Raw genomic sequence first — 13,922 nt, forward strand, 5'->3', positions numbered from 1 at the left:
GCCAGCCTTGTTCAGAGCAGCTTTCGCATGAAGTAGCGGGTATGCCCCGACGGATAGTCGGCGAGCTCACCGAAGACGGTAAAACCGAGCTTGCGGTAAAACGCCGGTGCCTGGAAGCTGAAGGTATCCAGCCAGATACCGGTACAGCCCGCGCTTCGTGCCTGCGCCTCGGCCTGAATCATCAACTGGCGTCCTACACCCTGGCCGCGCAAGGATTCGGGCACGCTGAGCAGCTCGATGAACATCCACCCGGCAGAAATCTTGCCGTACAACCCGCCAATGACTTCGCCACCCTGAGGGTCGCGCAGCAACCAGGCGATGGTTTGCAAACGAGGCTCACCGGCCTGGCTGATGTTATAGGCCCGCAACGGTTGGAGGATGGCTTCGCGGTGCTGCTCGGTGGGGCTTTGAGTGAACTCGATGCTGACTGTCATGAGGAGGTCGTCCGGTTGACCAAAGAAGGTCACGACAGTAACAAATACGCATCAGTGCCAGCCATCCTCGACATCATCGAAACCTGAACAGCACTGAGCAACGACTCCGGAGCAAACCTTCAAAGCCCTGGGAACGATGCCCGCGAAATGGCCTCGCGCGCTTGCAGGGCGCGTTCCGAAATGACATGCCAGGATGCCTCAAGCGCGATCGCTTCCATCGCCGAGGACCACTTGAGGTAAGCATGGCTGACCGTCAGGTACCCTGCCGGTGGTTTCTTGCTAGAAGTGTAGTAATGGTCAAAGTAGTAGTTGTCGACGATGGGCACCGAGCGCTTGCTGCAGCCGACCGGAGAGGTTTCGACGTATCTGTCCAGACACCTTTCAAGCGACCTGGACATCAATTGCACCACGTTCTGTTCTGCCGAGCGGCTGGAGCTGATCTGCCCACTGAGCCACTCTTCATAGCTGGGGTTTTTGGCCCTGTCCTTGGCCCATAACGCTTCGGCAAACTCGCGCTGCTGCTTGACCTCCTCTTCTGTCATCTCCTTCCATTTCGGCTGGCACGCAGAAAGCGCCATTGCCACGAGCACTAATGCAGCAGAACGTTTGAACATTTGATCTTCCCTGTGTCGCAAGTTGATTGATGATAGTGAAAATCGGGAAGCTGGAATACTCAACTGGTGGGTACAAAATGGGTAAGGGATTAAATCTTTTTCATGATCCGCCCAACGGATACAGGGCAATCGACAGGATCTGGGCCATACTCCAGAATGCAGCGGTTTTTTGGGGGAAAACCCTTGCACAGCCAACGACATAACAACTTTTAGTGAGCCTCAACGTGAAAACTTCCCTTTCGATTCTTAGCCTGCTCCTGTTGCTCACAGGTACTGCGACCCTCACGTCGACCGCTGCTGCTCAACCCCCGGCCCAGCAACAACGCGATCCAGCGAAATTGCACCTGGCCTCCGGCAGCGCCCTGCTGATCGATCTGCAAACCAACAAGGTGCTCTACGCCAACAATCCCGACCGGGTGGTGCCGATCGCTTCGGTGACCAAGCTGATGACCGGTATGGTGGTGCTCGACGCCAAGCAGAACATGGACGAGATGCTCACGGTCACCATCGCCCAGAACAAGGAAATGAAAGGGGTGTATTCGCGGGTCAAGCTGGGCAGCCAGCTCAACCGCAAGGACATGCTGCTGATCACCCTGATGTCGTCGGAAAACCGCGCCGCCTCGACCCTGGCGCACAACTACCCGGGCGGTTACCACGCATTCATCAAGGCGATGAACGCCAAGGCCAGGGCCCTGGGCATGAGCCACACCCGCTATGTGGAGCCCACTGGCCTGTCGACCAGCAACGTCTCCACCGCCCGCGACCTCAGCAAGCTGCTGATGGCGGCGCGCAACTACCCGCTGCTGAGCAGTTTGAGCACCACCCGCGAGCAGACCGTGGCGTTCAAAAAACCCAACTACACCCTGGGCTTTCGCAACACCGACCACCTGGTCAACAAGAGCAACTGGGATATCAAGCTGACCAAGACCGGCTTCACCAACGATGCCGGCCACTGCCTGGTGCTGTTGACCAAGATGGACAACCGCCCGGTGGCCATGGTGATCCTCGATGCCTTCGGCAAGTACACCCACTTTGCCGATGCCAGCCGCATGCGCCAGTGGCTGGAGACCGGCAGTACCAAGCCGGCGCCGGCGGTGGCCATGCGCTACAAGTCCGAGCGCACGCAGAACCGCCAGATGGCTGACTGAAAACGACAGGGCCTGTGCATGCACAGGCCCTGTTTCAAACGTCAGGCGTTGGTACTGACCAGCGAGCCCGAGCTGCTGCCACCGGCTTCGGTCAGCGCCTTGAGCAGCGCCGCCGTGGCGTTTGCGATCGACGCCGTGGTCGCGCCCACTGCCGATTGCGCGGCAGCGACAGCCGTAGCCTTGAGGACCGGCTCCATGTCGCTGGCCATGGCCTCCTGCAAGCGTTTCTGCTGCTCGGCCAATTGTTTTTGCATTTTCTTGATCATCTCGCGCAATTGCTTGATGTGTGCCGGTTCTTCGCCGGCACCGGCGTCTTCCTTTTCCTTGGCCTCTTCGGCCTTGCCGCTATCACGCACCTTGGACAGGTCGACGCTAACCACGCCCGCCGCTTCCATCCCGGCCTGCCTTTCCTGGCCGGTGACGGTGATGCCGGTGTTGATGCCGCTGTTCAGTGGGGTCCCGTTGATTGATACGGCGCTAAAACCTGCCATGTTTCTATCGTCCTGATGGTATTGGGGTTAACCCGGCTATCGGCCGCGCAGGCTGAAACTTGAGCCAGGCGGGCCTCTGGATAAATTTGCCCTGCCGCCATTCGTCCCTCCTGATACCCGAGCTTTGCCCCCGGCACGCCAGTGCACCGGGCAAACCGTTCCGATCAGCCCAGTGTCGAGATGGCAATGACCAAATCCCGTTTCCGCAAAGTCCTCTACATCGGCCTGCCCCTGGCCCTGGCAGTGGCCGCTGCAACCGCCGGCTACCTGTACTTCAAGCCGCAGCACGGCTACCCGCGCCAGATCGTCGAGCAAGCCAATGCCCTGCATGAACACATGCTGTCATTCGACAGCCATGTCACTGTGCCGCTGAACCTGGGCAGCGCCGGCAATGAAATCGACAAGAACGGGCACGGCCAGTTCGACCTGGTCAAGGCCGGGCAAGGACGCTTGTCCGGCGCGGCCCTGACCATCTTCGGCTGGCCGGAACTGTGGAACGGCCCGAATGCCCCGCACCGCCCTACCCCGGGTTTTGTCGACGAAGCCCGGCACCAGCAGGAAGTGCGCTACAAGATCATCAGCAACATGGTCCGCGACTTCCCCAACCAGGTCGGCATCGCTTACACCCCGGATGATTTCCGCCGCCTGAACGGCGAAGGCAAGTTCGCCGTGTTCATCAGCATGCTCAATGCCTATCCGCTGGGCCACGACCTGTCGCAGCTGGACCTGTGGGCCCAGCGCGGCATGCGCATGTTCGGCTTCAGCTACACCGGCAACAACGACTGGGCCGACTCGTCGCGCCCGCTGCCGTTCTTCAATGACACCGCCGACGCCCTCGGCGGCCTGTCGCCATTGGGCGAGCAGGCGGTCAAACGCCTCAACGAGCTGGGGGTGATCATCGATGTGTCACAGATGTCGACCCTGGCCCTGGAAGACGTCGCGCGCCTGAGCCATGCACCGATCGTCGCCTCGCACTCGGCGCCGCGCGCCCTGGTGGATATTCCGCGCAACCTCAGCGACAAAGAGATGCAGCTGATCAAGGACAGCGGCGGGGTGATCCAGGTGGTCGGTTTCGGCCAGTACCTCAAGCCCCTGACCAAGCCGACCCTGGACAAGCTCGAAGCCCTGCGCGTGCGCTTCGACCTGCAACCGCTGCAGGGCCTGGCCAACGCCCTGATGCCCGGCGACGCGGTAATTGCCATCTGGCCGGAGGCGCGCTTCGGTGAGTATGCCAGCAGCCTCTACGGCATCCTCGAGCAAGAGCCCAAAGCCACGCTCAAGGACTTCGTCGACGCCATCGACTACACGGTGAAAAAGGTCGGCATCGACCACGTCGGCATCAGCTCCGACTTCAACGACGGCGGCGGCCTGGATGGCTTCAAGGATGTCAGCGAGATCCGCAACGTCACCGCCGAACTGCTGACCCGCGGGTACTCCGAGGCCGATATCGGCAAGCTCTGGGCCGGCAACTTCCTGCGCGTGTGGGAACAGGTGCAAAAAAGCGCCCAGCCCGTTGCCACCACTGCCACCCCTTGAGCCGGAAAGCGCCTGACATGACTGACCGCCGTACCTTTCTCAAGCAGGCCGGGGTACTCGCCGCCAGCCTGCCACTCGCCGGCTCGCTGCTGCCCGGTGCCCTGGCTGCGGGCGCACCGCCGCTGAGCGGCAAGGACAAATGGCAGCAACTGCGCCAGCTGTTTCCGCTGGACCCGAGCTATGCCCACTTTGCCAACTTCCTGGTTACCGCCCACCCCAAGCCGGTGCAGGACGCCATCGACTACTACCGCGCGCAAATCGACCGCCACCCCGCCAGCTGGGTCGACTGGGAGACGCAAAGCGAGTGGAAGCGCGAAGGCGAAGTGCGCGACTGGGCTGCGCGTTACCTGCAGGTCAAACCCCGGCAGATCGCCCTGACCGGCAGCACCACCGAAGGCCTGGGGATGATCTACGGCGGCCTGAAGGTGCGCGCCGACCAGGAGATCCTGACCACCGAGCACGAGCACTACTCGACCAACAGGATCCTCGGCTTTCGCCAGCAGCGCCAGGGCACCCAGGTGCGCAAGCTGCGCCTGTTCAACCAGCCGCGGGAGCTGTCCACCGACCAGTTGCTGAGCACGCTCGACCAGGCCATCAAGCCCAACACCCGGGTGCTCGGCATGACCTGGGTGCACTCTGGCAGCGGGGTCAAGCTGCCGGTCGGCGAGATCGGCAAGCTGGTCCGCCAGCACAACCGTGATCGTGATGAAAACGAGCGCATTCTGTATGTGATCGACGGTGTGCACGGCTTCGGCGTAGAGAACCAGAACTTCGCCGACTTCAACTGCGACTACTTTATCGCCGGCACCCACAAGTGGATGTTCGGCCCGCGCGGCACCGGGATCATCTGCGCCGCCTCAGAGAAAATGCAGCACCTGGTGCCAACCTTCGCGACCTTCTCCGAAGACGAAGACTTCGCCACCATCATGACCCCCGGCGGCTACCACGCCTTCGAACACCGCTGGGCGCTGGGCAAGGCCTTCGAGTTGCACCTGCAACTGGGCAAGGCCGATGTCGAGCAACGCATCCATCAACTCAACGACTACCTCAAGGCGCAGCTCAAGGAGCACAGCGCCATCGAACTGGTGACGCCGCAGAGCCGCGAATTTTCTGCCGGTTTCACCTTTCTGCGCATCAAGGATCGCGACCCGGACGCCATCGCCGCCTACCTCAACGAACAACGCGTTGTCGTCGATGCCGTGCACCGCGATGTCGGCCCGGTGCTGCGCATGGCGCCGGGCCTGCTCAACAACGAGCAGGAAATCGATCGGGCCATGGCCCTGCTGGTTAAAAAACTCTGAAAAGGCTCTCCCATGTCCTCATCCCTGCGCTTCCCGTTGTCCCTGCTCGCCCTGGTGGCCAGCATCGCTACCGCACACGCCGCCGAGGCGCCGCAGCCCGGCAAGGTGTTTCGCGACTGCAAAAGTAGCTGCCCGGAAATGCTCGTACTGCCGGCCGGCAGCTTCACCATGGGCACCCCGGAAAACGAACCCGGCCGCCAGGCCGATGAAGGCCCGCAACACCGCGTGACCTTCGCCAAGCCGTTCGCCATCAGCCGCTACCAGGTCACGGCCGGTGAATGGGACGCCTACCTGCGCGAGTCCGGCGTCAAGATCGCCGACGGCGACAGCCGTCCGGGTCGCGAGTGCAAGGCCAGCAAGCCGCGCTACCAACAAGGCCCGCGGCAACCGGCGGTGTGCATGAGCTACCACGACGTCCAGGCCTATGCCGACTGGCTGACGAAAAAGACCGGCAAGCACTACCGGATGATCAGCGAAGCCGAGCGCGAGTACGCCGCCCGCGCCGGCAGCAGCGGGCCGTTCCCGTTCGAGCTGGACCCGGATGGCGACTACCAGATCAGCCGTAACGCCAACGTGTACGGGCCCAAGGATGGCTTCAGTTTCAGCTCGCCAGTGGGCAGTTACCCGGCCAATGCGTTGGGTGTGTATGACATGCACGGCAACGTCTACGAGTGGGTCGCCGACTGTTATCACGACAGCTACGAAGGCGCCCCGAATGACGGCAGCGCCTGGCAACAAGCCGAGTGCAAGGTGGTGGTGATCCGCGGCAACGACTGGGGTGAGGCGCCGATTTTCTCGCGCTCGGGGAACCGTAACGCCAGTGTCCCGGACAACCGTGGCGACTGGATCGGGGTACGCCTGGTACGCGAACTCTAAGCCGCCGCGCTGGCTAAATTGTGCCCCGCCCTGCTCGTCCTATCGATGTACTCCCGCAGGCCCTGGGGCCGCCTCCTCGATGCGCCCGCCTCGACACTTCAAGGAATCACAGCATGAGCCAGACCCTTACCTCCAAGAAGGTCCACGACCTCATCGGCGTGGGCTTCGGCCCTTCCAACCTGGCCCTGGCCATTGCCCTGGAAGAGCTCGCCGAGACCAATGGCTACGCCCTCGATGCGCTGTTCATCGACAAACAGGTCGATTACCGCTGGCACGGCAATACCCTGGCGACCCAGAGCGAACTGCAGATCTCTTTCCTCAAGGACCTGGTGTCGCTGCGCAACCCCACCAGCCCCTACAGCTTCGTCAATTACCTGCACCAGAAGCAGCGCCTGGTCGATTTCATCAACCTGGGCACCTTCTATCCTTGCCGCCTGGAGTACAACGACTACTTGCGCTGGGCCGCCGAGCACTTTGCCAACCAGGCGCAGTACGGCGAGGAAGTGGCGCGGATCGAACCGGTGCTGGAGGCCGGCAAGGTGCAACACCTGAACGTGATTTCCCGCGATGCCCACGGCCACGAACACAGCCGCCTGGCGCACGCCGTGGTGGTCGGCACCGGCGGTACGCCGAAGGTGCCGGCAACCTTCACCGCGTTCAAGGATGACCCGCGGGTGTTTCACCATTCGCGCTACCTGAGCAGCCTTGAGGCACTGCCCTGCGCCCAGGGCAAGCCGATGCGCATCGCCATCATCGGTTCGGGACAAAGCGCCGCCGAAGCCTTCATCGACCTCAATGACAGCTACCCGTCGGTCAAGGTCGATATGATCGTGCGTGCCTCGGCCCTCAAGCCGGCCGACGACAGTCCGTTCGTCAACGAGATCTTCGCGCCGATGTACACCGACCTGGTGTTCAACCAGAGCCATCCCGAGCGCAAGAAGCTCATCGACGAGTATCACAACACCAACTATTCGGTGGTCGATGTCGATCTGCTCGAGCGCATCTACGGCATCCTCTACCGGCAGAAAGTCGCGCACCAGTTCCGCCATGCCGTGCTGTGCCGACGCCAGGTTGAATGCGCCACCGCCACCGCCGAGGGCATCGAGCTGACCCTGCAGGACCTGGCCACCCACCAGCAACAGACCCACCGCTATGACGCAGTGATCCTGGCGACCGGCTACGAGCGCCGCTCTCATCGCGAACTGCTGGCGCCACTGCAAGGTTACCTGGAGGACTTCAGCGTCGATCGCGACTATCGCGCCCTGGCCAGCCCCGACCTGCAGGCGGCGGTCTACCTGCAGGGTTTCTGCGAAGCGTCCCATGGCTTGAGCGATACCTTGCTTTCGGTGCTGCCTGCCCGTGCAGCGGAAATCGGCCAGTCGCTGTATCACAGCCTGGCGCACAAAGCGCAGCCCGTCCCCCTGCAGGCCGACATCGTCGCCCTCTCCCGCGCCTGAAACAGGAACCGCGTCATGAGCAATCACCCACCCGGCGCGATCCGCCAACTCTTTGCCCTGCTCAAGCCATTCTGGCCGACCGTTGGCCTTGCCACCTTGCTGGGAATGCTCGGCGGCCTGTCGGTCACGGCCCTGCTGGCGACCATCAACAATGGCCTGCACGCCGAGAACGGCCTCAGCCAGGGCGTGGTGCTGGCTTTTTGCGGACTCTGCGTGGTGGCGTTGCTGAGTAGTATCTGTTCGGACATCGGCACCAACTATGTCGGTCAGCATGTCATTGCCGCGCTGCGCAAGAACCTCGGTGAGAAGGTCTTGTCGGCGCCCATCGAGCAAATTGAGCGCTACCGCAGCCACCGCCTGATCCCGGTGCTGACTCATGACGTCGACACCGTCAGCGATTTTGCCTATGCCTTTGCCCCGCTGGCCATTTCCCTGACGGTAACCCTGGGTTGCCTGGGCTATCTGGCCTGGCTGTCGCTGCCGATGTTCCTGCTGATCCTGGTTGCCATCGGCCTGGGCACGGCCATCCAGTACGTGGCCCGGGCGCGCGGCATCCGTGGCTTCGTGGCGGCGCGCGAAGCCGAGGACCAGTTGCAGAAGCATTATCATGCGGTTGCCGAGGGCGCCAAGGAACTGCGCATGCACCGCCCCCGGCGCCAACGCATGCTGATCGATGGCATTCGTCGCACCGCTGACAGCATCTGCAATACCCAGGTGCGTTCGATCAACACCTTTGTCATCGCCAAGAGCCTTGGCTCGATGCTGTTCTTTGTCGTGATCGGCCTGGCGCTGACGCTGCAATCCCTCTGGCCGAGCAACGACAAGACGGTGATGAGCGGTTTCGTGCTGGTATTGCTGTACATGAAAGGCCCGCTGGAACACTTGATCACCACCCTGCCGATTGTCAGCCGCGCACAGATTGCCTTCAGGCGCATCGCCGAGCTGTCCGAGCAGTTCTCGTCGCCCGAGCCGCACCTGCTGCTCGATGCTGCAGCACCTGCCGCAACGACGTTGCACAGCCTGGAACTGGTCGATGTGCGTTACACCTACCCCGCCAGCCCTGGCGTCGAACCGTTCAGTGTCGGCCCGGTAAACCTGCAGTTGGCACCCGGGGAGATCGTGTTCATCGTCGGCGAAAACGGCTGCGGCAAGACAACCCTGATCAAGCTGCTGCTGGGCTTGTACGAACCGCAACAAGGGCATATCGCGGTCAACGGCGAGGCCGTGGTGGCAGCAACCCGGGATGACTACCGCCAGTTGTTCACGACCATCTTCGCCGACTACTACCTGTTCGACGAGCTGGTCGAGGGCACGCAGAGCGTCCCCAAGGATGCCGACAAGTACCTTCAGCGGCTTGAAATTGCCCACAAGGTCAGTATCCACAATGGCGCCTTCAGCACCACCGACCTGTCCACCGGACAACGCAAGCGCCTGGCCCTGCTCAATGCCTGGCTGGAGGGGCGGCCCGTCCTGGTGTTCGACGAATGGGCCGCCGACCAAGACCCGACCTTCCGCCGCATCTTCTATACCGAGCTGCTGCCCGACCTCAAGCGTCTGGGTAAAACCATCATCGTCATCTCCCACGACGATCGCTATTTCGGCGTTGCCGACCAACTGGTGCGCATGGAACGCGGCCACGTCAGCACGGCGCTCGAGCCCGTCTGACCGGAGCGGGGCAAACTCCCGGAAAAATATTTGTACGGTTTTGCCCCGCTCGTGCGTTTCATTGAAAGTTAATAAAAATTATTACCACTTGCCACCTTGGGAGCATTCATTCGTGCAGGTTCGCCATTCACTTACACCCCTCACCCACGCCTTGCTGCTGAGGCATTACCTCAAGGCGCCGGTTGCCGCAGTGGTCCTGGGGATGACCGTCGCTGCACCGGTACAAGCTCAGGCGCAGACCCAGCAATACGATTTCAACATTGCTGCCCAGTCGATGACGGCGGCGCTCAACCAACTGGCCGAACAGACCAACCTGCAGGTGCTCTACAGCCCTGATTCGGTCCAGGGCCTGCGTACCCAGGGGGTACAGGGGCGCTTGAGCGTGGCCCAGGCAGTCCAGCAACTGTTCAACGGCACGTCGCTGCGCTACTCCCTCGATGGCAACACCCTGACCCTGCTGGCCAAGACCGACGATGGCGCGCTGAACCTGGATGCCAGTGTCATCTCCTCGACCCTGGTCTCCGACTCACCCTACGGTGAAACTCCCGGCTATATCGCCCGCCGCACCCTGACCGGCACCAAGACCGATACGCCGATCCTGGAAAACCCGCAGGCCATCTCGGTCATTACCCGCGAGCGCATGGACGACCTCGGTGCCCAGCGCCTGTCCCAGGCCCTGAGCTACACCTCCGGCGTGCGTGCCGACTCCGGTGGTGCGAGCAACGCAGCCGACAACATTTTCCTGCGCGGCTATGCCATCTCGTTCACCTACCGCGATGGCTTGCGCCTGCGCCCCCTGGGTTTCTTCGGCATGATCGGCGAAGAGCCCTACGGCATGGAGCGGGTCGAGGTACTCAAGGGCCCGACCTCGATCCTCTTCGGGCAGAACGAGCCCGGCGGCATGGTCAACTCGATCTCCAAGCGCCCGACCGACTATGAGCGTGGCGAAGTCGCCATTTCCGGCGGTAGCGGTCATCGTCGCCAGGCCAACTTTGACATCAGCGGCCCGCTCAACGAAGACAAGACCCTGTCGTATCGCCTGGTCGGCCTTGGCCGCGAAGCCGATGGCGTCTACGACCATACCGACGACGACCGTGCCTACGTGGCGCCGAGCCTGACCTGGCGGCCGAACGAGCAGACCAGCCTGACCGTGCTCACGGCCTACCAGAAGAACAAGGCCCTGGCCCCGACCACCATTCCCTGGGCCGCCGTCAACGGCAGCAGCCCGTACGGCAAGGTGCCCATGGATCGCTTCATCGGTGAACCCGGCTTTGACACCGAAGAAGTCGAAAGCACCTCGCTGGGCTACGAGTTCAGCCACGAGTTCAACGACACCTGGACGGTCCGCCAGAACCTGCGCTGGAGTACCTTCGACAACCAGGAAAACTACCTGGCCCGGGTCAGCGGGCTGGTCACCGGCCCCGACGGCGTACCCAACGCTTCGGTAAACCGCGACTACCAGATCCGCCATGCCTATGGCGATCTGTTCACGGTCGACAACCAGCTGCAGGCACGCTTCGACACCGGCCCGATCGCGCACACCACCCTGATGGGCGTGGACTACAGCTGGAGCAAGTCGATCCGTAACGAACGCTGGGGACGCGCCACGCCGATCAACGTGTTCGATCCCAGCTACGGTGCCCCGGTCGACACCTCGGTCTACACCGCCTGGGTCAATACCGTGCAGCGCAATACCCAGGTCGGTTACTACTTCCAGGACCAGATGAAATGGGATCGCTGGGTGCTGACCCTCGGCGGTCGCCAGGACTACGCACGCAACCGCACCGAAGACCGCTTCACCGACGTCGAAACTGCTGACCAGGACTGGGATGCCTTCACCGGCCGCGCCGGCCTGGTGTACCTGTTCGACAACGGTTTCGCCCCCTATGTGAGCTATTCCGAATCGTTCAACCCGATCGCCGGTACCGGAGCGCCGCAACGCGGCAGCAAGACTTTCGAACCGGAAACCGGCAAGCAGTACGAAGCGGGCATTCGTTACCAGCCACCGGGCACCGAGACGCAACTGACCTTGTCGGTGTACGACCTGACCAAACAGAATGCCCTGACGCCGGACGCCGAATTCATCGGCTACAGTATCCAGACTGGCGAAGTGCGTTCCAAAGGTGTCGAGTTCGAAGCCATCACCACCGTCGCCGAGGACCTCAAGCTCACCGGCTCGTTCTCCTACAGCGACGTGGAAGTGACCAAGAGCAACAGCGGCAACGAAGGCAAGCAGCCGTTCAAGGTACCGGCCAAGCTGGCCTCGGTCTGGGCCGACTACAGCTTCCCCTTCGATCCGCTGCAAGGCCTGAGCATCGGTGTCGGCGCCCGGTACACCGGTTCCACCTACGGCGATGCCATGAACACCTTCAAGGTGCCCTCCTACACCTTGTATGACGCCGCCGTGCGTTACGACCTGGGCAAGCTCGACCCGAGCCTGCGCGGGGCCCAGGCCAGCGTCAACGTCAACAACCTGACCGACAAGTACTATGTCGCCTCGTGCTTCTTCTCGCTGGCGTGCAACATGGGTGAAGGCCGTTCGGTCGTCGCCGAAGTCAGCTACAAGTGGTGAAGTCCTGACAGACAAAAGCCCCCTGTACAGGGGGCTTTTTTTTGGGTTCTTCACGGGTTGCCGGGGGCTATGATCCTTGGGTTGGGTTGGGTTGGGTTGGGTTGGGTTGGGTTGTTGAGGCTACGGCTGTGGGCTTATCCATTCGATGTGGCGCCGCTACCGGCCCCTTCCGCCCTTACGGCGGGTCCCTTTTGTCTTGGCAAAAGGAACCAAAACCGCTCGCTCCAGCATACGGCCCTACGCTGCGCTCCGGGCTCCTTCGCTACGGTGCCTTCCAGGGGCATCGCGGCCTACGACTTGTTACGCCAAGTCTACGTCTCGCGACTTCGGCCTGGGCCGAAGGGTGCTGCGCACCAGCCCCCTCCAGACACCTACGCTCAGCCTCCTGAAGTCGCGAAGTTACGGGCGGCGCCTGCACTGACGTATCTGCGAAAGCAGATTATGGCGGCGCCAAGCTGACGCTGAAGCGAGGACCGACTGCTTCATCTTGATGTTGATCTTGATCTTGATCTTCATGCGCGTAATTCCAGGCGCCGCCAAAAGCGACTTCAGGAGGCCGAGCGGAGGTGCCTGTAGGGGCGGTGCGCAGCACCTTCGGCGTCAGCCGAAGACGCGAGACGTAGACTTGGCGTAGCAAGTCGTAGGCCGCGATGCCCCGGAAGGTGCCGTAGCGAGGGGACCCGAAGCGCAGCGTAGGGCCGTATGCAGGAGCAAGCGGTTTTGCCTACCTTTTCCCAAGAGAAAAGTAGGCCGCCGTAAAGGCGGAAGGGGCCAGCAGCGGCGCCACATCGAATGGATAAACTCGCGCCCCCCCAACCCAGGATTCCATGAACAACCTTTTTTTGCCCGCACCTTCAGCCCAACTGGTTCAGCGCCCAGTTCTCAAGCTCGGCGTAAATAGCCTCGACATCCGCCACCATCCCTGACATGCGCAGGTAGTCATGGGTCATGTCCTCGACCCGGCGCAGGGTCAGCGCAACCCCGGCCTGCTCCAGAGCCTGGGCATAGGCCAGACCTTCATCGTGCAACGGGTCGAAACCCGCCACCGCCAGGTAGGTAGGCGGCAAGCCGCGCGGGTCCGGGTGCAGCAGCGGTGAAACCCGCCAGTCCGTCGCCGAGCCATGCGCCCCCAGGTACTGGCGATAGAACCAGCGCAAGGTGGCGGTTTCCAGCAAGTAGCCTTCAGCGTAGGTGCGGTGCGAGTCACGCTCACGGGACAGGTCGGTCACCGGGTACAGGAGCATCTGCGCCCGCGGTGCAAGGTTCAATTGATCGCGGTGGTGCACGGCGGTCAGGCTCAGCACGCTGGCCAGCGAGGCACCAACGCTGTCGCCGATGAAGATCACCTGCTGGCTGTCCAGTTGCAGCGCAGCGGCTTGCGTCGCCAGCCAGTTGGCCGCGTCGAGCGTATCGTTGAGCGGTACCGGAAATCCATGTTCCGGCGCGCGCCGATAGGATGGCGCAAACACCGCGAAGCGGCCGCTGGCCGCCAGACGCCGGCACACCGAATCATGGGAGTCGAGGCTGCCGACCACGTAACCACCGCCATGCAGGTAAAACAGCACCGGTAACGGCTTGCTGTCGCTGCCCGGCCGGCGGTACAGGCGCGCCGGCAACAACACCCCATCCCGCGCCGGCAGGGTCAGTTCGCTGACAGTCAGTAGCGCCGGCGGCGTCGGGTCGAGCACCGCCGAAGCCTGTTCGAACACTTCGCGGGCCTGGGTCACCGGCAATTCATGCAGAGGCCGGTTGCTCCCGGTCAGCCGGCCCAGCTCGGCCAGTTCGAGAAACGCCGCCAGGTCAGGATGCACATGCATCATCGTATCCT

Annotated in this window: 11 protein-coding genes; 7 read left to right on the plus strand and 4 right to left on the minus strand. The window is 62.4% G+C overall.

Annotation, left to right across the window (positions count from 1 at the left end):
• Nucleotides 1-11 precede the first annotated feature (11 nt).
• Both LOY45_RS17200 and LOY45_RS17205 read right to left on the minus strand, forming a co-directional pair.
• Nucleotides 12-434: a GNAT family N-acetyltransferase gene (locus LOY45_RS17200; RefSeq protein WP_115086364.1), complete on the minus strand. Its 423-nt coding sequence runs from the start codon at nt 432-434 to the stop codon at nt 12-14.
• Between the two features lie 119 nt (nt 435-553).
• Nucleotides 554-1,048, minus strand: coding sequence for a hypothetical protein (locus LOY45_RS17205; protein ID WP_134063054.1), 495 nt, complete (start codon nt 1,046-1,048; stop codon nt 554-556).
• 224 nt (nt 1,049-1,272) lie between these two features.
• Here LOY45_RS17205 and pbpG point away from each other — a divergent pair, with 224 nt between their 5' ends.
• Nucleotides 1,273-2,196 carry a D-alanyl-D-alanine endopeptidase gene (gene pbpG, locus LOY45_RS17210; RefSeq protein ID WP_134063056.1) on the plus strand — a complete coding sequence of 308 codons (924 nt, stop codon included), beginning with the start codon at nt 1,273-1,275 and terminating at the stop codon, nt 2,194-2,196.
• Nucleotides 2,197-2,237: 41 nt separating this feature from the next.
• Here pbpG and LOY45_RS17215 read toward each other — a convergent pair whose 3' ends face one another.
• Nucleotides 2,238-2,687: a hypothetical protein gene (locus LOY45_RS17215; protein WP_233674874.1), complete on the minus strand. Its 450-nt coding sequence runs from the start codon at nt 2,685-2,687 to the stop codon at nt 2,238-2,240.
• A 186-nt stretch (nt 2,688-2,873) separates the two neighbouring features.
• On the opposite strand from LOY45_RS17215, the gene pvdM reads away from it, so the two are divergent.
• From pvdM to LOY45_RS17245, 6 genes are all read left to right on the plus strand, one after another.
• Nucleotides 2,874-4,223: a pyoverdine-tailoring dipeptidase-like protein PvdM gene (gene pvdM / locus LOY45_RS17220; RefSeq protein WP_115086251.1), complete on the plus strand. Its 1,350-nt coding sequence runs from the start codon at nt 2,874-2,876 to the stop codon at nt 4,221-4,223.
• Between the two features lie 17 nt (nt 4,224-4,240).
• The gene (gene pvdN / locus LOY45_RS17225) at nt 4,241-5,524 is read left to right on the plus strand and encodes a pyoverdine-tailoring periplasmic protein PvdN (protein WP_258578092.1); all 1,284 of its coding nucleotides are present in this window, start codon (nt 4,241-4,243) and stop codon (nt 5,522-5,524) included.
• Between the two features lie 12 nt (nt 5,525-5,536).
• On the plus strand, nt 5,537-6,400 hold the full coding sequence (gene pvdO, locus LOY45_RS17230) for a dihydropyoverdine dehydrogenase (protein ID WP_038994541.1): 864 nt from the start codon (nt 5,537-5,539) through the stop codon (nt 6,398-6,400).
• 113 nt (nt 6,401-6,513) lie between these two features.
• Nucleotides 6,514-7,857: a lysine N(6)-hydroxylase/L-ornithine N(5)-oxygenase family protein gene (locus LOY45_RS17235; RefSeq protein WP_038994540.1), complete on the plus strand. Its 1,344-nt coding sequence runs from the start codon at nt 6,514-6,516 to the stop codon at nt 7,855-7,857.
• A gap of 15 nt (nt 7,858-7,872) precedes the next feature.
• Nucleotides 7,873-9,522 carry a cyclic peptide export ABC transporter gene (locus LOY45_RS17240; RefSeq protein ID WP_115086248.1) on the plus strand — a complete coding sequence of 550 codons (1,650 nt, stop codon included), beginning with the start codon at nt 7,873-7,875 and terminating at the stop codon, nt 9,520-9,522.
• A gap of 112 nt (nt 9,523-9,634) precedes the next feature.
• A complete protein-coding gene (locus LOY45_RS17245; RefSeq protein ID WP_233674878.1) occupies nt 9,635-12,094 on the plus strand; it encodes a TonB-dependent siderophore receptor in 2,460 nt (819 codons plus the stop codon).
• A gap of 854 nt (nt 12,095-12,948) precedes the next feature.
• Here the strand turns inward: LOY45_RS17245 and LOY45_RS17250 are convergent.
• Complete coding sequence (locus LOY45_RS17250) at nt 12,949-13,911, minus strand: alpha/beta hydrolase (RefSeq protein WP_233674880.1); 963 nt, start codon at nt 13,909-13,911, stop codon at nt 12,949-12,951.
• Nucleotides 13,912-13,922 lie beyond the last annotated feature (11 nt).

It is taken from the genome of Pseudomonas wadenswilerensis (assembly GCF_024749185.1).
Lineage (GTDB): Bacteria > Pseudomonadota > Gammaproteobacteria > Pseudomonadales > Pseudomonadaceae > Aquipseudomonas > Aquipseudomonas wadenswilerensis.

Excerpts from the sequence above, each read along its gene's own strand:
- LOY45_RS17200 (WP_115086364.1), bottom strand. The coding sequence starts at position 434 with ATGACAGTCAGCATCGAGTTCACTCAAAGCCCCACCGAGCAGCACCGC.
- LOY45_RS17205 (WP_134063054.1), bottom strand. The coding sequence starts at position 1,048 with ATGTTCAAACGTTCTGCTGCATTAGTGCTCGTGGCAATGGCGCTTTCT.
- LOY45_RS17215 (WP_233674874.1), bottom strand. The coding sequence starts at position 2,687 with ATGGCAGGTTTTAGCGCCGTATCAATCAACGGGACCCCACTGAACAGC.
- pvdM (WP_115086251.1), top strand. The coding sequence starts at position 2,874 with ATGACCAAATCCCGTTTCCGCAAAGTCCTCTACATCGGCCTGCCCCTG.
- pvdN (WP_258578092.1), top strand. The coding sequence starts at position 4,241 with ATGACTGACCGCCGTACCTTTCTCAAGCAGGCCGGGGTACTCGCCGCC.
- pvdO (WP_038994541.1), top strand. The coding sequence starts at position 5,537 with ATGTCCTCATCCCTGCGCTTCCCGTTGTCCCTGCTCGCCCTGGTGGCC.
- LOY45_RS17235 (WP_038994540.1), top strand. The coding sequence starts at position 6,514 with ATGAGCCAGACCCTTACCTCCAAGAAGGTCCACGACCTCATCGGCGTG.
- LOY45_RS17240 (WP_115086248.1), top strand. The coding sequence starts at position 7,873 with ATGAGCAATCACCCACCCGGCGCGATCCGCCAACTCTTTGCCCTGCTC.
- LOY45_RS17250 (WP_233674880.1), bottom strand. The coding sequence starts at position 13,911 with ATGCATGTGCATCCTGACCTGGCGGCGTTTCTCGAACTGGCCGAGCTG.